We start from the raw sequence: 22,316 nt of genomic DNA, 5'->3' as shown, positions 1-22,316 counted from the left end.
GCGACGCGGCGAGTAGGGGTCGTATTCGTCGCTCATCACGCCACCTTCGAAATCCGAAAGGTGCCGACGCGCCCTGGGCCGGGCCGCGCGATGATGCGTGCCAGGTTCGCAATGACGAGTTCGGACAGGCATTCGCCACCCTGGCCGGCGCCGATCCTGGCCGCGGTGGCAAAATCGCGAAGAGCGCCGGTCACGTCACCGACCGGGTCCGCCTGCTTGCGCATGACGCTCCACATGCGCGCCGCCTGGACCGAGATACCGTGCTTCCTGGCGAAGACATCCGGCGAAAACCCCGTGCCGTCGGCCGGCTCGTCGAGGATCGTCTCGAAATGTCGCTGCACGAAGGTCGTGACGGTGACGCCGGCTTCGCGGGCAGCAGTCTCGAGGCGCGCATTCATCGCCCGGTCGCATTTGACCGAGAAGCGGTAGAACGCATCCGGGCGAGCGACCGGATCGGGCATGGAGAGATTGCCGCCCATCACTCGCCCACCACTTTCAGGCCGCCGGCCGCGCGGACGCCGGCGAGCGCCTTGCGGTATTCGGAAAGGCCGCGCTCAAGCTGTGCCGCGGCACGATCGATGGTGACGGCTTCGTTCGGCGTCACCTTTCCGTCGGCGAAGGCGGCGGCGCCGGCGGCCATCAGCTCGCCGGCGTGGATGATGGCGTCGGCATGGCGCGCCATGACGTTGCCTTGGCTGACGGCTTCCGCTTCCGGTTCGGCCAAGCGCCGATTGTTCACTTCCGCCAGCGCAGCCGTCACGATCGGATGACCGCAATGCGCCTCGAGCGCGAGCAGCGCACCGAGCGGCATCAGCGTCGGGTCGCCGAGATCGGCCCATCGGCCGACCGTGCTGCGACCGAAATGGCTGATGTCGGCGGAATCGTCGAGGCCGCCGCAGGCCGCGATGAGCTGATTTTGCGCCGACTTGATGCGAAGCACGCGAGCTGTCGTCATTGGCGATGTTCCTCGTAAGGCAAAAGAAATCCCGCCCCGGGACAAACCGGGGAAAAATCCCGTGGCGGGACTGATGTGAAAGGTTCAGGTTGCGGGCGTCAGTTCACAGGAGGCCCGCAAGTCGATGTCTTCATGGTCCGCCGCTCCGGAATCGGTTTGCCGCCTTTCGGGCATGGCCCGGCAGGTCGGCGATATCTCCAATGTCTTCGGCGCCGCGCGAAAGCAGCGCCGGAATGCCGATCGCCTTGCCGGCTTCGGCAATGATCCAGGCGAGCGTGTCGCGTTCGCTCCGGCCTTCATGGGCGGCGATCAGCGACAGGATGAAGCGCGAGGCTTCGGAGAGGTGGACCGCGCCGGATGCGGGGGTGACGTCACCCGGCGCGGTCGTCGCCTGTTGCGGGGCATCGCCACAGGTTTGTGTGAAATGTGAAAAAGCCGCGCCGACCGGGGAGGAACTTCCGGCCGGCGCGGCAGCAACCGCGCGGTCAGGCTCTTGGGGAACCATGCGCGGAACGAGACGATCTTCGAAATCGGCGGAGGCGAGCGCGCTCATGCGGCGACCCCGTATATGTCGGGCCGCAAGACGCCGCGCGAAATGCCCGTGAACTGCTCGATCCTGGTGACGCGCTCGACAGGGACCTGCTTCCACATCGAGATCGCGGAAGGCGAGATGCCAAGATGGGAGGCGAGCGATAGGCGCCGGCCACGTTCTTCGTCGAGCCAAATCAGAAGCGTTTCCATGGCGCGCCAACTTAAGCCCCACTGAATTTCAGTCAAGCTTATTTTTTCAGTCGGGCCGAATGGAGAGAATTTAAGCTATGAGCGATACATTCAGTATGGCGAAGAATCCCGCAGCGCAGGTGCAGCAGACCTATTTTTTCAAGGAATGGCGCAAGCACCGCGGCCTCAATCAGGAGGCTCTGGCGGATATGATCGGGCTGACGGCCTCCTCCATCTCGCAACTTGAGAACGGGAAGCAGGGTTTCACCGATTCGACGCTGACCGCGCTCGCCCAGGCGCTGGATTGCCGGCCGGGCGATCTTCTGTTGTGGGGGCCAGATGCTGCGGAGGCATCTACCGGACCGATCCGGCAGCCGAACGAGATACGATCCTGCCTGGAACGGATCGATGGCTTGCTGCCTGACAACGTCGCGGTGCTGCTTTCGGTAATCGAAGGGTTCCGTCAGGCTAATGCCGGACGATCATCACAAACCCGCCCTGATGATCAATCTGAATTCGCCAATCCCCGCCGTGAATCGAGCGCATCGCGTTAGCGATCGAGGCGGCATCCTTCTGGATTGTCTTCGCCGGGTCCAAGGGCCAGCCAAGGTTCAAGAGCTGCTGTAAGGTTTCCTCGCTCCGCGTCTTTTCACGCGGACTATATTGGATCATTTCTCTATTCCCACCCGGAGCGGTATCCAGAATAGGAACAATTTCCTTCTGGCCTGTCAAGAACGTTGCAGGAACACCCCCTGTCTCAATTTGGTACGATTACATGCATTGGCAGCGGATTAACAGAATGTTTCAACCTGTAATAATGCCCTGTGGATAGCGGGGACAGGTAGTGCCGGATTTGAACATTCTGGAACCATTTCGGCACCATCGGCTTTCGGCCATAAGTCGGGGATGCCACAGCCCGAGCCGCCAAGTTTCCATCTCCGCATTCCGCCGGCCCTGAAGGCGCAGCTCGAAGCCGCACGCGGACGCAACAGCCTCAACCGTGAGATCATCGAGCGGCTGGAGAGATCCTTCAGTCTCGACCCGGCCGTTCGCCTGGCTGAAATCTTCCGGCCCTTCCTTGTCGCGGTCGACGACAACCAGCGCGAAAAGCTGATGGAACTCGCCGAAGCAGCGCTCGCCATTGTCGCCGCCAAGCCGAGTTCCAAGCGGCGACCGCCCGAAACTTAAGTGACACTGATATTCAGCTTGACTTAAAATTAAGCCACACTTAAGTTTGCCGCCACTCGCATTTCCGCGATGGAGGCATTCCCATGATCACCTACGGACTTCACGAAACCATGCCCGCCCGCAAAGGCCCGGCTCTGGTCGAGCGCAGCATCGTCGAGCGGATGGCCGACAAGATGCTGCAGATGGGCATGAACGGCGTCGCCGTCACGGCCGACAGCCTGGCCGAGCACTCCGGCTTCACCCGTGCCCAGATCAAGGAACACGGCGCCGACGCTGCCGACCTGGCGAAGTCGCGCGCCGTCCGCCGGGTGGCGTGACGGCCATGACCAACGCCGATCTTCTCATCGCCGAGGCCGCGAAATCGCCGGAGCACACGGCATGGATTTCGCGCCAGCTCATGGCCCAGCGCCGTCCGTCCGAAATCCTGGCCGACCTGCAGCGCGCCACCGATCCGGCCGAGGTTATCGCCGCGATCGGCGGTGACGGCCCGGCAGGCCTCGCCTTCGCCTGCCTGATCGCCTTCGCCACGCCCTTCTTCGCGCTCGGCTGGCTGCTGCCATGAACGAGCGGAAATTCTACAATCCGGAATCGCATTTCGCGGCGCCGCCACCGCCGCCCCCACCAGAGGACCGGGTCTTTTCGATGCTGTCTTCCGGCATGCGCCACGTCGACCTGCCCACGGGCTACACCCTCGCGCCGGCGGATGCCGGAACCGTCATCCGCTGCAGCAATTTCCCCGAATGCATGTGCGGCGAGGACTGCATCGACCGGCCGGCGGAATCGCCGATCGCCCGCCGCATCCTGATCGGCTTGATGATCGCCGTCGCCGCCATCGGCCTGCTCTATGCGGAGCTGCGCTGATGACCAGCTTCCGCATTCACTACGCCGACGGCAAGCGCCTCATCGTCGATGCCGAGACGCCGAAGGACGCCGCCAGCAAGGCCGCCAAGGCCGGCCACATCGGCATCGTCACCAAGATCAAGATCGCGAAGGATGTGAACCGTGGCTGACAAATCGCCCATCGAATGGACCGATGCCACCTGGAACCCGATCGTCGGCTGCTCGATCCTGTCGCCGGGCTGCACTAATTGCTACGCCATGAGGATGGCGGCGCGCATCGAGGCGATGGGCGGCGCACCACACTATGCCGGAACCACGAAGAAGGTGAACGGCAATGCCGTCTGGACCGGCAAGCTGGCGCTGGCGCCCGGGCGGATCCTGACCCAGCCGCTGCGCTGGAAAGAGCCGCGCCGAATCTTCGTCAACTCCATGGGCGATCTTTTCCACGAGGACGTGCCCGACGCATGGATCGACCGCGTGTTCGCCGTGATGGCGCGGGCGCCGCATCACACATTCCAGGTGCTGACCAAGCGCGCCAGGCGCATGCGGGAGTATTGCGACAACAGAGGCGGCGGCGTCAGCCGGCGCGTATCGAAGGTTGCGCCGTCGACGCCCGCCGCCATCCGCTTCGTCTCCGCCGAACCGCTGCTCGGGCCGATCGATTTCACCAGCATCTGCACTGGCCACTACTTCATCGACGCACTGCGCGGCTTCAAGTATCACGATGCCCCAGAAGGCGTTCACAGTGCGACCGAGCCTTGCGCCAAGCTCGACCAGATCATCGTCGGTGGCGAAAGCGGTCATCAAGCCAGACCAATGCATCCGCGGTGGCCTCGCTGGATCCGTGACCATTGCGCCAGCGCTGGCACAGCTTTTTTCTTCAAGCAATGGGGCGCGTGGGCACCGTCAACACCGGAGAAAGCGGCAGGCAATCCCCGGTCCGGCTGGCGCTGCCTTGCCGCACATCCCCACGTGCCGCACCGCGCAGAGCTCTATCCCGAAGCCGGGGCTGAATTCATCGAGCATCTCGGCAAGAAAGCCGCCGGCCGCCTGCTCGACGGCATCGAGCACGACGGCATGCCGGAGGCGCGCTAATGGCCATCGAAAAACACGCCGGCCTTCAGCAGATCGTCTGCGAATGCGGCGCCGCCCAGCGCCGCACCTATCAGGCCGACGAATTCGACGTGATGGTGTCCGACGCGCGCAGCGAAGGTTTTGTGATCGCCAAGGTCGTCGGCGAATGAGGGCCCGATGGCCGTGTACTGGAAAGGAACAGGGGCATGGGCATGCCACCTTCATCGCGCTGTGCGGCAGCTGGCAAAGCATCGACATACGCCATGACCAAGCCAGTCCGCCTTCGTCTCTCCCGTGCCAAGGGCTTTGACCTGCAGGCCCTATCGCTTGCGACCAATGGACTGCCGGCCGTGCATGTTGGCCGGCCGGGCCCATGGGGAAATCCATTCATCGTCGGCAAGCACGGCGATGCGGCCTATTGCGTCGATCTTCACAAGGCGCTGCTCGCCGGACTGATGCGCGTCGGCGCCGATCCCGACGTCGAGGCGCTGGAACGTACGCGCCGCTTCGTCGCCGAGAATGCCGGCGAGCTGCGCGGCAAAAACCTCGCCTGCTGGTGCAAGCCAGGCGCGCCCTGTCACGCGGATGTTCTGCTCACGATCGCCAATCGCGAGGTCAAGCCGTGACCCACGCTCACGCGCCGCAGCCGTCATCCGTCCGCTTTCCCGTGCAGCCGCGCCTGGTGCCGCCGGCCAAGGCGGCGCGCTATCTGCACCTGACGCTGCCTGAATTCCTCGAGCTGCTGCCGGCGCTGCAGCTGCAGGGGTTCCCGAAAGCCTGTCCGATCACCGGCAATTATGACATGGTGGCGATCGACGCCTGGCAGGACAGGCGCTCGGGTCTTGCCGGGCAGCCCGCGACCGCGCAGTCTAGCGCCGAAATCGCAAAGGCGAGGCTGGCGACCCTTGGTTAAGATCAAGCTGAAGCACTACGTCATCCGCAAGGGCAAATACGGCTATTGGCTTCCGACGCCGAAGATGATGAAAGCCGGCTTCGAATGCATTCCCTGCGGGCTGGACGGTCCCGACGCATGGGCGATAGCAAAAGAATGGGAAGATCGCTGGCAGGCTTTCAGGAAGGGCAGGGAGCCGCCGCGGCTCGACGCTTGGCCGAAGGATTCCATTGGCGACGCCTTCGCGCGCTACCGGCGCATGGAGGCCTGGAAGAGCCGGCCGCCGCGCACACGCGAGGACTGGGAGCGGGGCTGGGCTTTCATCGAGCCGTACTTCGCCGACCTGCCGCCGCGAGACATCACCCTCGAGCTGCTCGATGACTGGTATGCGCGCCTGCTGCGCGCCAAGGGCGTCGACACCGCCTACCGCGCCATGAAGACGTGGCGCGCGCTCTACAATGTCATGGCCGGCATGAAGCTCTGCGCGCCGAAGGCGGATCCGTCGCTGGCGATCCGCCGCAAGACGCCCAATGCCCGCAACCAGATTTGGACAGCCGGCGAGGTCGTGCGGCTGGTGAAGGGCGCCTGGCGCGCCGGCTTCAAGGGCCTTGCCTGCATCATCGCCGTGGCCTGGGACACCAGCTTCTCGCCGGTCGACGTGCGCACGCTGACGCCGGCGCAGGCGATGCAGACGGCGGAGGAATGGGGTTTTTTGATCGCGCGCACCAAGAGCGGCGAGAGCGCCTTCGGCACGCTGTCGCGGCGCACGCAGCGCCTGGTGCTCGCCTATGTCGAGCAGCTCGGCGTCGCCTTGCTCGACGATGCGCCGATCTTCCGCTCGCGCGGCTTCGCGCCCGGTCCGAAGGGAGGCCGGCCGCGCGCCGGCGTGCCCTATACGAAGGACAGCCTTGTCGACGATTTCGCCGACGTCCGCAGGTTGGTGTTCGGGGAGAACGAAAAGCGCCGCCTGATGGACATGCGGCGTTCCGGCGCGGTCGAGGCCAATGCCGGCGGTGCCTCCGTCGAGGCCATCGCCGCCAAGATGGGCAACTCGATCGACGAGAACAAGGCGCTGCAGAAGACCTATATGCCGGTCAACCTGGCCGCGGTTCGCGCGGCCGACCAGTCGCGTCGCGCCGGCCGCAAGGCGCTGGCCGAAGAACGCAACGAATACAAAAAGTTGAAACTCTCCGGAAAATGAAAGTTGAAACTTTTTGGAGGGCAGGGCCTAAGCCCTTGAAAAGACTGGCGCGAGTGACGGGGCTCGAACCCGCGACCTCCGGCGTGACAGGCCGGCACTCTAACCGACTGAGCTACACCCGCGCACTGACGAGCACGTGTCAGCCGTGTTCGTCGTTGGGGCGCTGGATAAGGGGTTCGCCTGCGGGTGTCAAGCGCGGTATTCAAGCATTATAGCAATCAGGAGAAGGTTTTTTGACAGCGCCATTGAGCCTGGGAAAATCCGCACTGCAGGGCGCACGCCGTCCGTTCATTTGGCCTTGCGAATACGGCCCTAACTGCTTAAAGGTCCGCGCTCAAGCGGGCGATTAGCTCAGTTGGTAGAGCGCTTCGTTTACACCGAAGATGTCGGCGGTTCGAGCCCGTCATCGCCCACCAGTCCGCCGGACAAGCAGAACGCAGAATGCGGCAGCGGCCCTTGCCGGGCCGCCACCTTGTCGAGAGCCGGGTTCAGGCCGCTATTGCCTCACGTAGCAGCGCTTGTGGGCGCCCGGCGCGGGATCATCGCCGAAAGCGTTGTTGCCGCAGCGGACGCCGTTTCTGAAAACATTCTGCGTGTATTGGCCACGTGCGCCGTATCTGACCATCGCGCGGCCGCGGAAACCGCAGAACTCGCCCTCCCTGGCGCAGGCTACCCATTCGCCGCGGTCCGGGCGTGAGCCGTAATCATTGTCCCCGTAATTGTTGTCATCGCCATAACCGCCGCCGCGCGCCACGAAATAGCAGGCCTTGTCGCGGCCGGGAGCGGGGTCGCCAAAAAGGCGATTCGAGCAGGGCACGGACTGACGATCGAAAAACCGCGAGGTTGTTCGACCCCGTGCGCCGTAAACGACCTCCGTGGGATAGGGCAAGCGGCATATGCCGCCTTCATCGGCGCATCGCCGCAGCTGCTGCGCCGAGGCCGAGGTGGGGAAAAGGGCGGACGCCGCGGCGACCAGCCCGGCCAGACACATGAAGGCCAGCATCGTTCGGATCGAGACGTGAAAAGTTTTTAACACGAATTGTCTCCCGGTTTGGTTGTACGCAGGCATCCTATCGCAGACCGACTAAATGCGCGATGAATGCCTGATTGCTGTCGGGAGCTGTCAGGCAAGCACTTTGACGGCCGTCTGCCGGCCGCCATAGCCGACATCGAGCTTTGGGCTTCGGTCGCGTTCGGCACTCAAGCCAACGGCCGGGAGCTGTTGACAAGTCGCTGCCGTGTCAGGATCAGGGTGCCACGACCTTACCGGCCAGGAGCGGGGGGCAATCATCGGGACAGGCCCTGCCTATGCATTGGCCTGGCCGATTGCCGACCGTCAAAACCACCGCGATGGTGGGCGGCAGGGGAAGCCGCGGCTCGTCCCCGACCAGATCGATCCGGTGAGGAGAAAAGATGATTGAACTGCCTTTTGCCCGCGAAGAGTATCAGCAGCGGCTCGCAAGAATCCGCGCCGAGATGGCAAAGCGCGGCATCGAACTCCTGATCGTCAACGACGTGGCCAACCAGCATTACATCACCGGCTATGACGGCTGGTCGTTCTACACGCCGCAGGTGGTGCTTGTTCCGATCGAGGACGCCGAGCCTGTCTGGATCGGCCGCGCCATGGATGCCGCCGGCGGCTTGCTGACGGCCTGGATGAAGCCGGAAAACGTGGTCGGATTTCCGGAGGACCATGTCCAGCGCGCCGATCGGCATCCCATGGACTGGATCTCGGCGTGGATCGTCGCCAAGGGCTGGGGCAGCCGAGACATCGGCATCGAGCTCGAAGCCTATTATTTTTCACCGAAGGCTCATGCGCGGCTCGTCGCTGGGTTGCCCAATGCGAAATGGCACGACGCCGACCTGCTCGTGAACTGGATCCGCGCGGTGAAATCGGCGCCGGAAATCGCTTATCTGCGCAAGGCATCGAGGCTGGCCGAGGCGGCGGTCGCGCGGGCCTACGAAGTCATTGCGCCGGGTGTGCGCGAATGCGATGCGATTGCTTCCATCCAGGCGGCGCAGATTGCCGGAAGTCCCGATTTCGCCGGCGACATCACGGCGCTGCCGCCGACGATCCTCGGCGGCGAAAACGCTTCCGCGCCGCACATCATGTGGAGCGACCGGCGGTTCGGAAAGGACGAAACGATCGCGCTTGAGCTAGCCGGCGTCTGCCGCCGCTATGCCGCCGGGCTCGCCAGGACGATGCAGCTCGGCAAGACGCCGACCCGCGTCGCGGACACGGCGAAGGCTGTGATCGAGGGCATGGATGCGGTGCTCGATACGGTCCGGCCGGGCACGGCCGCCGAAGCGGTCGAAGCTGCGTGGCGCAAGGTCATCCAGCGCCACGGGCTGAAGAAGGAGTCGCGCATCGGCTACTCCATCGGCGTTGCCTATCCGCCGGATTGGGGCGAGCATACGATCAGCCTGAGACCCGGCGACAAGACGGTGCTCCAACCCGGCAATGTCGTACACTCCATCCTGGGCATGTGGATGGACGGCTGGGGCATCGAGATCAGCGAGACCATTCTGGTGACCGATACCGGCAACGAGACGCTGACGAAGTTCCCGCGGGATATCCATGTCAAAGCCTGACCGACCGGCCGGCGCGAGCGATCCCGCGGCCGACATCGATGCCGGAATTCTCGATCGGATGATCGAGATCCGCCGTCACTTGCATCGTTACCCGGAGCTTTCAAACCGCGAGGCGGGCACGCAACGCTATTTGCGGGAGATGCTCGAGAGCGAAGGCATCGCCGAGATTCGCGACGTTGCCGGCTATGGGCTTGCAGTCGATATCGTCGGCACCGGCCGGCCGTCCAACCGCAAGCTCGCCATCCGCGCCGATATAGACGCCTTGCCGATCGAAGAGGAATCCGGCGTCGATTATGCGTCGGAAAATTCAGGCGTGATGCATGCCTGCGGCCACGACGCCCATGCCGCGATGGGCTTTGCGGTGGCAGCGCATCTGCATCGCTCACGCGAAAGTTTCGGCGGGACTGTTCGGCTCATCTTCCAGCCGGCCGAGGAAGACGAGCCGTCAGGAGGCAAGCGGGTGGTGGAGGAGGGACTTCTCGACGACGTCGACGCGGCGATCTGCGTCCACGTCGATCCGTACACGCTTTCCGGCAAGGTCGCCGTCGGCTCCGGGCCGTACACTCTGGCATGCGACACGTTCGACGTGCTGGTCACCGGCTCGGCGGCGCATGCGGCTAAACCCTATGAAGGTGTCGACGCGCTGACTGTCGCCTGCTCCATGGTGAGCGAATTGCAGAAGATCGTTTCGCGCGAGACCGATCCCTATGATCCGCTGGTCATTTCGGTGACCGCCATCAATGGCGGCAATGCCTACAATGTCACCGCCGGCAAGGTCGCGTTGAAAGGCACAATACGCAGCGGCAATGATGCCACCCGCGAGCGCGCCTGGCGCCGGCTTCGCGAGGTGCTGGAGGGCGTAGCGGTCAGCCATGGCGCCAAGGTGAAGGTCGACATCCATCGCGGCGAACCCGGCGTCGTCAACGATGCGGAAATGGCCGAACTGATCCTTGCCAGCGCGCAGGCCAGCATCGGCGCGGACAATGTCCTCACCATGCCCGGCTGGAGCATCGCCGATGACTTCGGCTACTACAGCGAGAAGCGTCCGGCGGTCTATTTCCGGCTCGGCATCCGCAACGAGGAGGTCGGATCGGTCTATCCGCTTCACCATTCCAGGTTTCGCGTCGACGATGCCGCGTTGAAGAATGGCGTCCTTACGTTGGTTTCCGCGGCAACGATGTACCTGGCCGGGCAGGAGAATCCTGGCGTCTAGCGAGGACCGCCAATCTGTTAGAGGTACTGCGCGACCTTCTTGCCGACAGTCAGGAAGCGCAGCGGGTCGACCGCCTCGCCGTCGTGACGCACTTCGTAGTGGAGGTGCGGCCCGGTCGAACGGCCGCTGCTGCCGGTCTTGCCGATGACCTCCCCGGCGGCGAGTTTCTGGCCGATACTCACATCGATCTCGCTCAAATGCCCGTAACGTGTGGCAAAGCCGTTGCCGTGGTCGACCTCGACCATGCGGCCGTAGCCGCCGGCCCAGCCGGCCCTGGTGACGGTGCCGGCGGCCGTGACCTTGGCCGGCATGCCGATCGGCGCCCTGAAATCCATTCCCGTATGCAAGGCGGCGGTGCCGAGGATCGGGTCGGTGCGCACACCGAACGGGCTGGTCACCGTATGGCCCGGAGCGGGGTTGGCGAGCGGCAGCTTGCGCGCCTCCTTCTTGACCCCGTCGAGCGCATCGAGTGCCTCGTCCAGTTCCTTGACCTTGCTGTCGAAAACCATCGAGGGATCAATCGGAACCAGTGGGCCGCCGACGTCGCTCTTGCCGAACTCGCTGTCGACCGGCAGGCCCGCCGCTTCCAGCGCCTGGGCGATGGCGTCGGCATTCTTGTAGGCGTTGTCGGCAAGCGTGGTGATGCGCGAAAGCTGCTGGTTCTCGATGGCCTTCAGCGAAGTATTGATCGAGACGAACAGCTTGTCGGCGCGGTCGGCGGCCGTTTCGCTGTCAAGCGGGTCGGATCTTGTCGACCAGAGCGAGAAGGGCCTGGTGTCGCCGGCGCTCAAGGATGCGACGGAATAGGTCGGCGCCTGCGAAAGGCTGCCGGTGACCTCTGGATTTGCGTCCGGCTTAGGCGCCGCTGCGCTCGTCGCGGGAACGTCGCCGACCTCGTTCTCGGCGCGCTCGAGGATCGGCCCAAGCCGTCCGTGCCGCTCGCTGAGCTGGGTCTGCCTGGCCAGCAACTCGCTGACCTTGGTCTCCATCAGCTGCTGATCGAGAAGCTGGCGGCTGGTGATGCGGTCGACCTGGGCGCGAAGGGCCGAGATGCGGTCCTCATAGGCCTGCTGCATGCGCGCCTGTCTTGCCGTCGTGGCGCCGATCAGGTCGTCGCGCAGCACCAGATAGGAAGTCGCGAGCAAATAGCCGATGGCGATCGCCGCCAGGGCCGAGCCGATGAACGCGGCGAGCCAGGGGCGGATGGTGAAATGCCTTATCTCGTTGCCCCGGGCGATGATGACCGTGTGCGGTTCCTTACGCCTGCCGAAGACAGCTGACTGACGGGTTGGTTTCACGGGGACCAAGCTTTCGTTACGGGACCAACGACAAGCCTGATTACACATTATTAGGGTTAACAAAGTTTTGCCGGCCGGGATCTCGGCGCAATCTTTGCCCGCATCGCGAGTGCGAGGTTGTGATAAGACGTGTCGGCGGCTCAGAGCGCGCGGGCGGCCTCAAGCACCTCTTCGGCGTGGCCTTTGACGCGAACCTTGCGCCAGACGCGGGCGATCCGCCCATCCTTGCCGATCAGGAAGGTGGCGCGCTCGACACCCATATATTTGCGCCCGTACATCGTCTTCTCGACCCACAACTGATAGGCCTCGATCACTTTGCGCTCCTCGTCGGCGATGAGATCGATGGTGAGATCGTACTTCGCCTTGAATTTGTCGTGTTTCTTCACGCTATCGGGAGACAGCCCGATCACCACGGCGCCAGCCTTCTCGAACTCCGGCTTCAACTGCGAGAAGCTGATAGCCTCGGCGGTGCAACCTGTGGTGTCGTCCTGCGGATAGAAGTAGAGTACAACCGGCTTACCCCGGAGCGCGGCGAGGCTGAAAGAGCCGCCGCCGTCACGCGGAAGATCGAATTGGGGTGCTGCGTCGCCCACGTCGAGATCAGCCATATCGATGCCCTTGTTTGCGGTTACGCGCGGGAAATCATCGATATAACGTGAAGCGGGGATTCGTCCACGACGAGTTCGTCACAACGGAATATTGCTTGGATCAGGAAGAACCGCAGCACGAGAAGATCAGGTTCAGGCGTGACGAGATCACCGACCTGGCGAGGCTTCCGTCCGCGTGCAGCGTGCCGCCGCTCGGCCGGGCAGCGGTGCGGCGGCGTTTCCGCACCCTCGGCCGGATGTTTGCCGGACTTTGCGCGCTCGTGCTTCTGGCGGCGGCGGGCGTCTATGTCCTCGGCGCCTCCGGTATCGGCACGGAGCGCCTCCGGACCGAGGCGGAGACCGCCATCGAGAAGCTGGCCGGCGTCGATGTCCACGTCACCGTCGGCGCGGCGCGGCTGACGCTCGACGGGTCGAGCTTCGTCGCCCTGCAGGTGAACGATGTCAGCCTGAAGACGGCCGACGGCAAGCCGATGGCCGATATCGGGCGCGTGCGTTTCGGCATGCGCCTGCTGCCGCTGCTTTCCGGCGATGTCAGGCTGACCAGCGCCAGATTTTCCGACGCCCGCATCGTGGTGGCCGCCATGCCCTCCGGCGGCGGCGACTGGACGGCGGCGCTGCGCAACGAGGACGGCCTTGTCGACCCGGAGAAAGTGTCGGCGGCGGTGTTTTCAGGCGTCAATGACGCGCTGGATGCGGTGCGCGAGGACTCCATGCGCCAGATCGATCTGCGCAATGTCGAGTTCGAACTGCCGGACACCGGGCCGGTCAAGCGCGTGACCGTCGCCTCGGCGACCGTCGCTCAGACCGGTACGGGAAGCATGCAGGCCTCCTATGATGCCGTTGTCGATGGCCGGCGCGCGACCTTGACCGCCTCGGCGACGCGTGATGCGACGGCAAGGAGCATTTCGTCGCTGGACGCCAACCTCGAGATAGAAGGCGCCCCCGCCGAGGGCAGTTCGACCGAGGTCGCCCCGGCGGCCGATGGCGCCAGACTGGGTTCGATCGCGTTGAAGCTTTCCGGCTCGGAAGCGTCGGGCGACAGCCCATCGCGCCTGGCGGCTTCGCTCTCGCTCGACGGTTCGGTGCTCGACCTGGACGAACGCGGGCTGTTGCCGACCGATGTCGATGCCGATGCCACGCTGGTGGCCGGTTCGAACAAGATCTCGGTCGACCGGCTGCGGATCAGGAGCGGCCGCTCCAGCTTCGACCTCGCCGGATCGATCGGGCCGAAGCCGGCAGTGGCGGGGGAGGAGCCCGCCTACCGCTATGACCTCACCAGCGACGGTTCGACGCTGGCGCCTTCGGAATCGCCGGAACCGGCGCTTCAGTTCCTGGCCCGTATCGCCGGAGTCTACCAGCCAAAGAGCCGCAAGCTCGTCGCCGAGCAGATCGGCGTGCGCTCCGGCGGATCGGGCGAGGTGCTGGGCGCGGCCACTGTCGCCTTCATCGACAACGGCCCGCCAGGCGTATCGCTGTCGCTCAACGTGCACGACATGCCGGTCTCGCATGTCAAGCAATTATGGCCGTGGTTCTCGGCCCGCAATGCGCGGCTTTGGGTGTTGGGGAATCTGTTCGGCGGCACGGTGACCGACGCCAATCTGCAGTTCCAGGTCGTGCCGGGGCGCCTGGGCAACGGCGTGCCGCTTACCGGCGACGAAGTGTTCGGCCGTTTCCAGATCGAGGGATCGCGCTTCGATACCGCCGGGCGCATTCCGCCGGTCCGCGACGCCGCCGGCGTCGTTGCGTTCCACGGCAACGATGTCGACATCACGCTCTCCTCGGGCAGCGTCTATATGCCGAGCGGCCGCACCGTGGCGGCAAGCGGCGGCACGTTGACGATCAAGAACGCGAACCTGCCGATTGTGGTCGGCAAGCTCGACATCGACGTCGCGGGTGAGGCGCCGGCGATCGCCGAGCTCGCCTCCTACGAGCCGATCAATGCCATGCGCCATGTCGGACTGGCGCCGGAAGACCTGTCCGGCACCCTCACCGGCCACGTCAGGGCGGACATTCCCCTGACTAGGGGCATGGACACCTCGACGCTCGATTGGCTGGTTTCGCTCTACTATCAAAACCTGTCGCTGGCGAAGCCGTTCGAGGATCAGACGGTGACCGAGGCCGATGGCTCAATCACCGTCGGGCCAAAGCAGGCGGTGATTTCCGCCGAGGCCAAGCTCAACGGCATTCCGGCCGAACTCGATCTGATCGAGCCGCTTGCCGACGACGGGCCGGCGCGAAGACGCAAGGTTACACTGGTCCTCGACGACAAGACGCGCAACGCCAGCATGCCCGGCCTGTCGGACCTGCTTTCGGGAACCATCAAGGTGGCGATCGACAAGAGCGGCGAGGGCGCCCAGCAGGTTTCGGCGGACCTGACCAACGCCAGGCTCGACATTCCCTGGGCAGGCTGGAGCAAGGGCGCCGGCATTCCCGCCAAGGTCGCTTTCGACATGGCGAAGTCCGGCAGCACCACCACATTGACGGATTTCGATCTCGGCGGAAAAAGCTTCTCGATCGATGGCAATGTGACGCTGGTCAACGGCTCGCTGTCCGCGGCCCGCTTCAGCAAAGTCGCGTTGAACAGAGGCGACGACGTTGCCGTTTCGGTCAAGCGTTCCGGCAAGAGCTACGCTGTCGATGTCAGCGGCGCGTCGCTCGACGCCCGCTCACTGATCAAGCAGTTCACCTCGGATGTCGATACCGCCACGAAGGGCGCCGGCAACGGTGCGATCTCGGTGAGCGCCGATGTGGCATCGCTGACCGGTTTCCATGACGAGGTGCTCTCCAACCTCAAGCTCGAATACAGCGCTGCTGGATCGCGCGTGAACGGGCTCAACGTCACGGCCGCGGCAAGCTCCGGCGCCGCGATCGCGATCAACAACACCACCAGCGAGGGCGGCCGCTCGCTTCGGGTCAAGTCGGCCGATGCCGGCGCGATCCTGCGGTTCCTCAACGTTTACGAGCATATGGAAGGCGGCGCGATCACGCTGTCGCTCTCGGGCGCCGGCGACGGGCCGATGAAGGGGCAGGTGGATGCCAGCAATTTCTATGTGGTCAACGAGCCCAAGCTGGCTTCGATCGTGTCGACAACGCCGGCCGGCGATACACGCAGCCTGAACGAAGCCGTCAAAGGCAACATCGATACATCGAGGGTGCAGTTCGAGCGCGGCTTTGCCGAGATCGACAAGGGTTCCGGCTATCTGAAACTGGCGAACGGCCTGCTGCGCGGCCCGCGCATCGGCACGACCTTCCAGGGCACGCTCTACGACCCGAATAACAACATGGACATGACCGGCACCTTCATGCCGGTCTATGGCCTCAACCGCATCTTCGGCGAATTGCCGCTGTTCGGGCCGCTGCTCGGCAACGGGCGCGACCGCGGCCTGATCGGTGTCACCTATCGGCTGCGCGGCAACGCCAACAAGCCGACGCTCAACATCAACCCGCTATCGGTGGTGGCGCCAGGCATATTCCGCTCGATCTTCGAGTACAGGCAACAACAGCCATCCCAAAATGCGCAGTAAGGTGCGGCCGGTCAGACCGGCCGCACCAGCACGTGCTTCTTCTTGCCGAGCGAAAGCTTCACGACACCTTCCGGACCGAGATCCTGAAGCGTGACGACGTGCCGGTCGTCGGTCAGGACCTGGTCGTTGATGCGCACGGCGCCGCCCTGGATATGCCTGCGCGCTTCGCCGTTCGAGCCGGCCAGCCCGGCGCTCACGAACAGCGCCAGGATGCCAATCCCGGCTTCGAGGTCCGATTTGGCTACCTCGACGCTGGGCAGCGTGTCGGCGAGCGCGCCTTCCTCGAAGGTCTTGCGCGCCGTCTCGCTCGCGGTCTCGGCCGCGTCGCGGCCGTGCAGCATGGCGGTGATCTCGGTGGCGAGGATTTTCTTCGCCTCGTTGATCTCCGAGCCGCCGAGCTTCGCCAGCCGCGCCACCTCGTCCAGGGGCAGCGTGGTGTAGAGCTTCAGGAAGCGCCCGACATCGGCGTCCTCGGTGTTGCGCCAGTACTGCCAGAACTCGTAGGGGCTCAGCATGTCGCCATCGAGCCAGATCGCACCGGAAGCCGACTTGCCCATCTTGGCGCCGGACGAGGTGGTGAGCAGCGGGGTGGTCATTGCGAAGAGTTGCACACCCTCCATCCGGTGGCCGAGATCGATGCCGTTGACGATGTTGCCCCACTGGTCCGAGCCGCCCATCTGCAGCCGGCAGCCGACGCGCTTGTAGAGCTCGACGAAGTCGTAGGCCTGCAGGATCATGTAGTTGAATTCGAGGAAGGACAGCGACTGCTCGCGGTCGAGCCTGAGTTTTACGCTATCGAAGGCGAGCATGCGGTTGACGGAAAAATGTCGGCCGACATCGCGCAGGAAGTTGACGTAGTTGATCTGCATCAGCCAGTCGGCATTGTTGACCATGACCGCGTCGCCCGGGCCGTTGCCGAACTTCAGGTAAGGCGCGAAATTGCGACGGATGCCGACGAGGTTGTCATCGATGTCCTGCGGGGTCAAAAGCTTGCGCGCCTCGTCCTTGAAGGACGGGTCGCCGATCATCGAGGTGCCGCCGCCCATCAGCGCGATCGGCCGGTGGCCAGTCTGCTGCAGCCAGTGCAGCATCATGATCTGGATCAGCGACCCGGCATGCAGGCTTTTGGCGGTGGCGTCGAAGCCGATATAGGCGCTCACCGTTTCCTTGGCGAAAAGCTGGTCGAGGGCGGATTCATCCGAAATCTGGTGGATGAAGCCGCGCTCGCTCATGATGCGCAGGAAATCGGATTTGAAGGCGGACATTTTTTCTTCCTGGAGATCGCCGGGCGCTTGGCCATGCTTGATATGAAGGCGCGCGTTTAGCATCCAACCGCGGACAGCAAAAGTGGAATCCGGTTTTGCGTCCGATCGAGCGCGGCGGCGCCGTCCTTGCTTCACCCTTTTTGCTGGCGTAATGAAGCGCCGCGCAAAACAAGCGCGCCGCGACGGGGCCATCCCGCAGTTTCAGATCGGAAAAGCTCCCGCGATGAACAGGAACTACCTCTTCCTCTTTCTGTTCAGCATCGTCATGACCGTCAGTGGGCTGGCCAGCCTGCCGCCGGTGGACCGCGATGAATCCCGCTTCGTCCAGGCGACCAAGCAGATGGTCGAGACGGGCGACTATGTCGATATCCGCCTGCAGGATGTCACGCGCTACAAGAAGCCGATCGGCATCTATTGGCTGCAGTCGGCGGCGGTCGCGCTGAGCGGCGAGGGGGCCGCGGCGCCGATCTGGGTCTATCGCCTGGTCTCGATGCTGGGCATCGCGCTGGCCGTCGTCGGCGTCGGTTGGACCGGGACAAAACTCTTCGGCGCCAATGCCGGGCTGGCCGCCGGCCTGATGATGGCGGCGATCTTCGCCACCGCCTTCGAGGGGCGCGACGCCAAGACCGACGCGATGCTGCTCGCCTGTTGCGTGGCGGCGCAAGGCGCGCTGGCACAGGTCTATTGGGTGGCAAAGCGCAACGAGCCGGTACCCGGGCATCTGCCCTGGATCTTCTGGATCGCGCAGGGGTTGGGCATCCTCATCAAGGGACCTGTCTCACCACTGCTATCCCTGCTCACGGCCGCGGCGCTCATTGCCTTCGACCGCGACTGGCGCTGGCTGCTCAAGATGAAGCTGGTGCGCGGCGTCCTGATCGTGCTCGTGATCGTGCTGCCATGGATCGTCCTCATCAGCTGGAAGAGCGGCGGTGCCTTCTTCCAGGAAGCGGTCGGCAAGGACATGCTGAACAAGGTGGCGCAAGGCGAGGAATCGCACGGCCTGCCGCCCGGCTTCTACATGCTGACCTATTCGCTGTTCATGTGGCCCTTCGGGCTGATCGCGGTCGGCGCCGGGCTGCAGGCCATCAACCGTTTTTGGGACGATCCGCGCCTGCGCTTCTGCCTCGCCTGGTACATTCCGTTCTGGCTGGTGTTCGAGGCGATCCCGACCAAGCTGCCGCACTATGTGATGCCGGCCTATCCAGGCATGGCGCTTTTGATCGGCTGGCTGCTCACCTTGCCGGCGGACCAGGCCAACGCGCCGCTCAAGCGCTGGCAGACATGGCTTTGGTGGGCGACCGCCTTCGGCCTTGCCGTTGTCGCGATCGGCTTGGCCGTGGTCTGCGTCGGCGCGCCGCTCTATCTGGCCAAGACCTTCTCCTGGTGGAGCATTCCGGCGGCGATCGCCGCTCTGGTCACCGGCTATCTTGCCTTCCCGCGGCAATTGCAGGTGCCGCTTTCGCGCATCGCCGCGATCGCGGTTGGCGCCGGCATCACTTTCAGTCTGCTGTTCGGCGTCATCGCGCCGTCGCTGACGCCGATCTGGCTCAGCCCCGCCGTCAGGGCCGCCGTCGACACCAACCGCCTTTGCGACACCACCGTGCTTGCCTCGGCGAAGTTCCAGGAGCCGAGCCTGGTCTTCCTGGTCGGCACCAAGACGGTGCTGACCGACGTCGAGGGCGTGGCGCGGCATCTGCTGGCCGATCCGTCCTGCGCGCTTGGGCTGGCGCCGATCAAGGACGAGCAGAAGCTTGCCGATGTGCTGACCGCCCAGGGCAAGTCGGCGAAGCGGCTGACCGAGATCGTCGGCATCAACTATTCGTCAGGAGACAGACTGTCGCTGGGGCTTTATCGGGTGGCGCCGTGAACAATAGCGTCGGATATCGAATGTCCCTATGAGCACGCGCTAAAGCCATGTCCGCCGCGCCCCTTGCCCTTTACCGCCGCTCGCTCGGCAATTTCCGCGACACGATGTCGATCGTGAGGCGGCGCTTTGCCGTGCGCCCGGCGCGTTATCCGCGAATTTTGTGGGGTGTCTGGCTGCTGGCCTGGCTGCTGCTCATCGTGGCGGCTTTCCTGCGCCTTGACGCCAACGCCGGCGAGATGCGCGGCGAATGGTCGCCCGGCTTCGCGCGCTTCACCGATTTCTTCACGCAATTCGGCCTGGGCGGCTGGTATCTCATTCCGGCAGCGCTCTGCCTCGTCGCCGCCAACCTGACGGACTGGCGTCGCCTGTCCAGGGACGGGCGGATGCTTGTCTATAACTGGACGTGTTTCGCCTTCCTGGTGCTTTGCGCGGTCGGCCTGTCCGGCCTTGCCGTCAACGTGCTGAAATACAGCATCGGCCGGGCCCGGCCGCTTTACTTCGACAGCTTCGGCGTGCTGTCGCTGCATCCTTTCGCCATGGACGCGCGCTTTGCCGGTTTTCCCTCCGGCCATGCCACGACGATGGGCGCGGTGTTCGGCATCCTGTTGCTGCTGTTCCCGCGGCGCTGGACTATCGCGCTGGCGGTCACGGCCTGCATCGCCTCGACACGCGTCTTCGTCGGCGCGCACTATCCAAGCGACACGGTTGCGGGCTTTGGCCTCGGGCTGGCGTTTGCAGTGGTCTCGGGGCTGGTGTTCGCCCGGCTCGGCTTCATCTTCGGCCAGACGAACTCGAAGCTGCCCGTTCGCAAGCGCACATTTCGGCTGAAGCCGTCCAACGCGCCAAGAGGCAGGGTTTCGATGGCCGGCCCGGCTGAGGACGGCCAGATAAGCGTCGACCAAACGCAGACCCATTAGGCGCCCGGATTGGGCAGCCAGCGTGCCTAGCGCAGGCGCTTCGGCCTCGGATCGGCCAGCTCGCCCGCCAGTCGCCGGTCGAGATAGTCGGCACATTCGTGGATGAGCAGTTCGGAATCGTTGGCGAAGAAGTGGTTGGCGCCAGGAATCGTCTTCTGCGTGATGGTGATACCCTTCTGGGTGTGCAACTTGTCGACCAGCCCCTGCACGTCCTTCGGCGGCGCCACCTTGTCGGCATCGCCATGGATGATGAGGCCGGACGACGGGCAGGGAGCCAGGAACGAGAAATCATAAGTGTTGGGCTGCGGCGCGACCGAGATGAAACCTTCGATCTCCGGCCGGCGCATCAAAAGCTGCATGCCGATCCACGAGCCGAACGAATAGCCAGCGACCCAGCAGCTCTTGGAATCCGGATGCAGCGACTGCACCCAGTCGAGGGCTGCGGCCGCGTCCGACAATTCGCCGGTGCCATGGTCGAACTCGCCCTGGCTGCGGCCGATGCCGCGGAAATTGAAGCGCAGCGTGGTGAAATCGCGCTTCTGGAACATGTAGAAGAGGTCGTAGACGATCTTGTTGTTCATCGTGCCGCCGAATTGCGGGTGGGGGTGAAGCACGATGGCGATCGGGGCGCTCTTTTCCTTCGAGGGCTGATAGCGTCCCTCCAGGCGACCGGCCGGACCGGCGAAAATGACCTCAGGCATAAAATACTCCACGTGGCATATGAATGCGCTAGCCCGGAACTCTTCTGGCCCAACCAGGCCCCACACCTTCTGTGGCCTTGACGCCGGGCGAGCGTCTTCCTAGAAGCTAGTTTAGAATTGTTCAAAACTGGGAGGCCGAAACCCGATGGTTCGGCCGCCCGCGCGGCAAGCCGGGTAAATAGGACGGCTTGCCTTGCAATTTCAAGGAAATAACGCGCTATCCTCGCGGGATAGTTGGCGGAAGGACGAACTGAGCGAAAATGGCCGCAACCCGCGCCTATCTCGACTACAACGCCAGCGCGCCGCTCATTGCGGAAGCGCGGGCGGCGATGGTCGCCGCGCTCGATGCCGCCAACCCGTCATCGGTCCATGCCGAAGGCCGCGCGGCGCGGCGGCTAGTCGAGGATGCGCGCCGCGACGTGGCGCGGCTGGTCGACGCCAGGCCAGAGCATGTCGTCTTCACCTCCGGTGCCACCGAAGCCGCCTCGACGCTGCTTGGGCCCGACTGGCAGATGGGGCGCGGCTCGGTGCGCATGAACCACTTCTATGTCTCTGCGGCCGACCATCCCTGCATCCTGAATGGGGTGCGGTTTTCGCCGGCACAGGTGACGAAGATCGGCGTCGACCGGAACGGCATTGCCGATATCGAGGCGCTTTCTGCCGCGCTTGCCGCGCATGACAAGGCCGCCGGGCTGCCGCTGGTGGCGATCCACGCCGCCAACAACGAGACCGGCGTCGTCCAGCCGGTCGGGCGCATCGGCGAAATCGTCAAGGCCGCCGGCGGCGTGCTGGTTATCGACGCCGTGCAGGCCGCCGGGCGGATTCCGCTCGATATGTCAGCCCCTTATGCCGACTACCTGATCCTGTCGTCGCACAAGATCGGTGGGCCCAAGGGCGTCGGCGCGATCGTTGCCGCGTCCGATTTGATGATGCCGCGGCCGCTGATCAATGGCGGCGGCCAGGAGAAGGGCCATCGCGCCGGCACGGAAAACGTCGCCGGGATCGTCGGTTTCGGCGCAGCCGCGCGGGTTGCCCTTGCAGGCCTGGACGATGTCGATGCCGTTTCGCGGCGCCGCGATGAGATTGAAGCCATCGTGACCGAACTGGCGCCGGACGCGGAAATCTTCGGAAATGGCGCTCCCAGGCTTGCCAACACGACATTCTTCGCTATTCCCGGCATCAAGGCCGAGACGGCGCAGATCGCTTTCGATCTTGCCGGCGTCGCGTTGTCGGCGGGCTCGGCCTGCTCGTCGGGAAAAGTCGGGCCAAGCCATGTGCTGAAGGCGATGGGCCACGGCGACAGCCTGGGCGCGTTGCGGGTCTCGATCGGTCGGGCGACCGGCGCCGAGGATATCGAGGCCTTCCGGACAGCACTGGCCGGCATCGTCGCCCGCCGCGCGGGCAAGGAAGAAGCCGCCTGAGGACGGCGGAGCATCGGAACGAGAAACGCCTTGCGGCCTC

General features: G+C 64.4%; 26 protein-coding genes and 2 tRNA genes. 18 read left to right on the top strand and 10 right to left on the bottom strand.

Features of this window, described 5'->3' with window-relative positions; all coding sequences use genetic code 11:
* Positions 1–35: 35 nt before the first annotated feature.
* From FJW07_RS14005 to FJW07_RS13990, 4 genes are all read right to left on the bottom strand, one after another.
* On the bottom strand, positions 36–479 hold the full coding sequence (locus FJW07_RS14005; protein WP_140857030.1) for a hypothetical protein: 444 nt from the start codon (positions 477–479) through the stop codon (positions 36–38).
* Complete coding sequence (locus tag FJW07_RS14000) at positions 479–955, bottom strand: phage regulatory CII family protein (protein WP_140857029.1); 477 nt, start codon at positions 953–955, stop codon at positions 479–481. The genes FJW07_RS14005 and FJW07_RS14000 overlap by 1 nt, the downstream gene beginning before the upstream one ends.
* 130 nt (positions 956–1,085) lie before the next feature.
* Positions 1,086–1,508, bottom strand: coding sequence for a hypothetical protein (locus FJW07_RS13995; RefSeq protein ID WP_140857027.1), 423 nt, complete (start codon positions 1,506–1,508; stop codon positions 1,086–1,088).
* Positions 1,505–1,696: a Cro/CI family transcriptional regulator gene (locus FJW07_RS13990; protein ID WP_140857025.1), complete on the bottom strand. Its 192-nt coding sequence runs from the start codon at positions 1,694–1,696 to the stop codon at positions 1,505–1,507. The genes FJW07_RS13995 and FJW07_RS13990 overlap by 4 nt, the downstream gene beginning before the upstream one ends.
* 77 nt (positions 1,697–1,773) lie before the next feature.
* Here FJW07_RS13990 and FJW07_RS13985 point away from each other — a divergent pair, with 77 nt between their 5' ends.
* The 11 genes from FJW07_RS13985 (at position 1,774) to FJW07_RS13945 (ending at position 6,870) form a co-directional block, all read left to right on the top strand.
* Entirely contained in the window at positions 1,774–2,229 is a 456-nt protein-coding gene (locus tag FJW07_RS13985; protein WP_140857023.1) for a helix-turn-helix transcriptional regulator, read from the top strand.
* 352 nt (positions 2,230–2,581) lie between these two features.
* Entirely contained in the window at positions 2,582–2,863 is a 282-nt protein-coding gene (locus FJW07_RS13980; protein WP_140711127.1) for a hypothetical protein, read from the top strand.
* An 83-nt stretch (positions 2,864–2,946) separates the two neighbouring features.
* Entirely contained in the window at positions 2,947–3,180 is a 234-nt protein-coding gene (locus tag FJW07_RS13975; RefSeq protein WP_140857021.1) for a hypothetical protein, read from the top strand.
* A gap of 5 nt (positions 3,181–3,185) precedes the next feature.
* Positions 3,186–3,425 carry a hypothetical protein gene (locus tag FJW07_RS13970; RefSeq protein ID WP_140857019.1) on the top strand — a complete coding sequence of 80 codons (240 nt, stop codon included), beginning with the start codon at positions 3,186–3,188 and terminating at the stop codon, positions 3,423–3,425.
* A complete protein-coding gene (locus FJW07_RS13965) occupies positions 3,422–3,724 on the top strand; it encodes a hypothetical protein (RefSeq protein WP_140857017.1) in 303 nt (100 codons plus the stop codon). Before FJW07_RS13970 ends, FJW07_RS13965 begins: the two co-directional genes overlap by 4 nt.
* The gene (locus tag FJW07_RS31725) at positions 3,724–3,873 is read left to right on the top strand and encodes a hypothetical protein (RefSeq protein ID WP_181182624.1); all 150 of its coding nucleotides are present in this window, start codon (positions 3,724–3,726) and stop codon (positions 3,871–3,873) included. Before FJW07_RS13965 ends, FJW07_RS31725 begins: the two co-directional genes overlap by 1 nt.
* Positions 3,866–4,798 (top strand): phage Gp37/Gp68 family protein, encoded by a 933-nt coding sequence (locus tag FJW07_RS13960; RefSeq protein ID WP_140857015.1) that lies wholly within the window; start codon positions 3,866–3,868, stop codon positions 4,796–4,798. The genes FJW07_RS31725 and FJW07_RS13960 overlap by 8 nt, the downstream gene beginning before the upstream one ends.
* Entirely contained in the window at positions 4,798–4,947 is a 150-nt protein-coding gene (locus FJW07_RS31720) for a hypothetical protein (RefSeq protein WP_181182623.1), read from the top strand. Before FJW07_RS13960 ends, FJW07_RS31720 begins: the two co-directional genes overlap by 1 nt.
* Before the next feature lie 93 nt (positions 4,948–5,040).
* A complete protein-coding gene (locus tag FJW07_RS13955; protein ID WP_140857013.1) occupies positions 5,041–5,403 on the top strand; it encodes a DUF4326 domain-containing protein in 363 nt (120 codons plus the stop codon).
* Positions 5,400–5,690, top strand: coding sequence for a hypothetical protein (locus tag FJW07_RS13950; RefSeq protein WP_140711134.1), 291 nt, complete (start codon positions 5,400–5,402; stop codon positions 5,688–5,690). Before FJW07_RS13955 ends, FJW07_RS13950 begins: the two co-directional genes overlap by 4 nt.
* Positions 5,683–6,870 carry a hypothetical protein gene (locus FJW07_RS13945; protein ID WP_140857011.1) on the top strand — a complete coding sequence of 396 codons (1,188 nt, stop codon included), beginning with the start codon at positions 5,683–5,685 and terminating at the stop codon, positions 6,868–6,870. The genes FJW07_RS13950 and FJW07_RS13945 overlap by 8 nt, the downstream gene beginning before the upstream one ends.
* A 45-nt stretch (positions 6,871–6,915) precedes the next feature.
* On the opposite strand, the gene FJW07_RS13940 is transcribed toward FJW07_RS13945, so the two are convergent.
* Positions 6,916–6,992 (bottom strand) — tRNA-Asp (locus FJW07_RS13940).
* Between the two features lie 218 nt (positions 6,993–7,210).
* Between FJW07_RS13940 and FJW07_RS13935 the strand changes: the two genes are divergently transcribed.
* Positions 7,211–7,286, top strand: a tRNA-Val gene (locus tag FJW07_RS13935).
* A gap of 80 nt (positions 7,287–7,366) precedes the next feature.
* Here the strand turns inward: FJW07_RS13935 and FJW07_RS13930 are convergent.
* On the bottom strand, positions 7,367–7,906 hold the full coding sequence (locus tag FJW07_RS13930) for a hypothetical protein (RefSeq protein ID WP_348639925.1): 540 nt from the start codon (positions 7,904–7,906) through the stop codon (positions 7,367–7,369).
* 377 nt (positions 7,907–8,283) lie between these two features.
* Here FJW07_RS13930 and FJW07_RS13925 point away from each other — a divergent pair, with 377 nt between their 5' ends.
* Positions 8,284–9,462 (top strand): M24 family metallopeptidase, encoded by a 1,179-nt coding sequence (locus FJW07_RS13925; protein WP_140857009.1) that lies wholly within the window; start codon positions 8,284–8,286, stop codon positions 9,460–9,462.
* On the top strand, positions 9,449–10,675 hold the full coding sequence (locus FJW07_RS13920) for an amidohydrolase (protein ID WP_140783282.1): 1,227 nt from the start codon (positions 9,449–9,451) through the stop codon (positions 10,673–10,675). Before FJW07_RS13925 ends, FJW07_RS13920 begins: the two co-directional genes overlap by 14 nt.
* 17 nt (positions 10,676–10,692) lie before the next feature.
* Here FJW07_RS13920 and FJW07_RS13915 read toward each other — a convergent pair whose 3' ends face one another.
* Both FJW07_RS13915 and FJW07_RS13910 read right to left on the bottom strand, forming a co-directional pair.
* Entirely contained in the window at positions 10,693–11,973 is a 1,281-nt protein-coding gene (locus tag FJW07_RS13915) for a M23 family metallopeptidase (protein WP_140783283.1), read from the bottom strand.
* Positions 11,974–12,113: 140 nt separating this feature from the next.
* Entirely contained in the window at positions 12,114–12,581 is a 468-nt protein-coding gene (locus tag FJW07_RS13910; protein WP_140783284.1) for a peroxiredoxin, read from the bottom strand.
* Between the two features lie 95 nt (positions 12,582–12,676).
* On the opposite strand from FJW07_RS13910, the gene FJW07_RS13905 reads away from it, so the two are divergent.
* Positions 12,677–16,105 carry a DUF3971 domain-containing protein gene (locus FJW07_RS13905; protein WP_140783285.1) on the top strand — a complete coding sequence of 1,143 codons (3,429 nt, stop codon included), beginning with the start codon at positions 12,677–12,679 and terminating at the stop codon, positions 16,103–16,105.
* 11 nt (positions 16,106–16,116) lie between these two features.
* On the opposite strand, the gene tyrS is transcribed toward FJW07_RS13905, so the two are convergent.
* Entirely contained in the window at positions 16,117–17,370 is a 1,254-nt protein-coding gene (gene tyrS / locus FJW07_RS13900) for a tyrosine--tRNA ligase (RefSeq protein WP_140857007.1), read from the bottom strand.
* A 223-nt stretch (positions 17,371–17,593) separates the two neighbouring features.
* Here tyrS and FJW07_RS13895 point away from each other — a divergent pair, with 223 nt between their 5' ends.
* Entirely contained in the window at positions 17,594–19,237 is a 1,644-nt protein-coding gene (locus tag FJW07_RS13895) for a glycosyltransferase family 39 protein (RefSeq protein ID WP_140857005.1), read from the top strand.
* A 47-nt stretch (positions 19,238–19,284) separates the two neighbouring features.
* A complete protein-coding gene (locus tag FJW07_RS13890) occupies positions 19,285–20,154 on the top strand; it encodes a phosphatase PAP2 family protein (RefSeq protein ID WP_140857003.1) in 870 nt (289 codons plus the stop codon).
* A gap of 26 nt (positions 20,155–20,180) precedes the next feature.
* Here the strand turns inward: FJW07_RS13890 and FJW07_RS13885 are convergent, their stop codons facing one another.
* Positions 20,181–20,855, bottom strand: a complete 675-nt coding sequence (locus tag FJW07_RS13885) for an alpha/beta hydrolase (protein ID WP_140647795.1) — start codon at positions 20,853–20,855, stop codon at positions 20,181–20,183.
* Positions 20,856–21,115: 260 nt separating this feature from the next.
* Between FJW07_RS13885 and FJW07_RS13880 the strand changes: the two genes are divergently transcribed.
* A complete protein-coding gene (locus tag FJW07_RS13880) occupies positions 21,116–22,276 on the top strand; it encodes a cysteine desulfurase family protein (protein ID WP_140857001.1) in 1,161 nt (386 codons plus the stop codon).
* Positions 22,277–22,316 lie beyond the last annotated feature (40 nt).

This window comes from Mesorhizobium sp. B3-1-9 (genome assembly GCF_006439595.1).
Classification (GTDB): Bacteria; Pseudomonadota; Alphaproteobacteria; order Rhizobiales; family Rhizobiaceae; genus Mesorhizobium.
The sequence above is the reverse complement of the archived record's forward strand: the minus strand, read 5'-3'. Positions and strand labels throughout refer to the sequence as shown.

Coding starts and splice junctions, on each gene's coding strand:
- FJW07_RS13880 (WP_140857001.1), top strand. CDS start 21,116: ATGGCCGCAACCCGCGCCTATCTCGACTACAACGCCAGCGCGCCGCTC.
- FJW07_RS13975 (WP_140857021.1), top strand. CDS start 2,947: ATGATCACCTACGGACTTCACGAAACCATGCCCGCCCGCAAAGGCCCG.
- FJW07_RS13910 (WP_140783284.1), bottom strand. CDS start 12,581: ATGGCTGATCTCGACGTGGGCGACGCAGCACCCCAATTCGATCTTCCG.
- FJW07_RS14005 (WP_140857030.1), bottom strand. CDS start 479: ATGGGCGGCAATCTCTCCATGCCCGATCCGGTCGCTCGCCCGGATGCG.
- FJW07_RS13970 (WP_140857019.1), top strand. CDS start 3,186: ATGACCAACGCCGATCTTCTCATCGCCGAGGCCGCGAAATCGCCGGAG.
- FJW07_RS14000 (WP_140857029.1), bottom strand. CDS start 955: ATGACGACAGCTCGCGTGCTTCGCATCAAGTCGGCGCAAAATCAGCTC.
- FJW07_RS13995 (WP_140857027.1), bottom strand. CDS start 1,508: ATGAGCGCGCTCGCCTCCGCCGATTTCGAAGATCGTCTCGTTCCGCGC.
- FJW07_RS31720 (WP_181182623.1), top strand. CDS start 4,798: ATGGCCATCGAAAAACACGCCGGCCTTCAGCAGATCGTCTGCGAATGC.
- FJW07_RS13920 (WP_140783282.1), top strand. CDS start 9,449: ATGTCAAAGCCTGACCGACCGGCCGGCGCGAGCGATCCCGCGGCCGAC.
- FJW07_RS13925 (WP_140857009.1), top strand. CDS start 8,284: ATGATTGAACTGCCTTTTGCCCGCGAAGAGTATCAGCAGCGGCTCGCA.
- FJW07_RS31725 (WP_181182624.1), top strand. CDS start 3,724: ATGACCAGCTTCCGCATTCACTACGCCGACGGCAAGCGCCTCATCGTC.
- FJW07_RS13885 (WP_140647795.1), bottom strand. CDS start 20,855: ATGCCTGAGGTCATTTTCGCCGGTCCGGCCGGTCGCCTGGAGGGACGC.
- FJW07_RS13895 (WP_140857005.1), top strand. CDS start 17,594: ATGAACAGGAACTACCTCTTCCTCTTTCTGTTCAGCATCGTCATGACC.
- FJW07_RS13890 (WP_140857003.1), top strand. CDS start 19,285: ATGTCCGCCGCGCCCCTTGCCCTTTACCGCCGCTCGCTCGGCAATTTC.
- FJW07_RS13955 (WP_140857013.1), top strand. CDS start 5,041: ATGACCAAGCCAGTCCGCCTTCGTCTCTCCCGTGCCAAGGGCTTTGAC.
- FJW07_RS13965 (WP_140857017.1), top strand. CDS start 3,422: ATGAACGAGCGGAAATTCTACAATCCGGAATCGCATTTCGCGGCGCCG.
- FJW07_RS13985 (WP_140857023.1), top strand. CDS start 1,774: ATGAGCGATACATTCAGTATGGCGAAGAATCCCGCAGCGCAGGTGCAG.
- FJW07_RS13990 (WP_140857025.1), bottom strand. CDS start 1,696: ATGGAAACGCTTCTGATTTGGCTCGACGAAGAACGTGGCCGGCGCCTA.
- FJW07_RS13980 (WP_140711127.1), top strand. CDS start 2,582: ATGCCACAGCCCGAGCCGCCAAGTTTCCATCTCCGCATTCCGCCGGCC.
- tyrS (WP_140857007.1), bottom strand. CDS start 17,370: ATGTCCGCCTTCAAATCCGATTTCCTGCGCATCATGAGCGAGCGCGGC.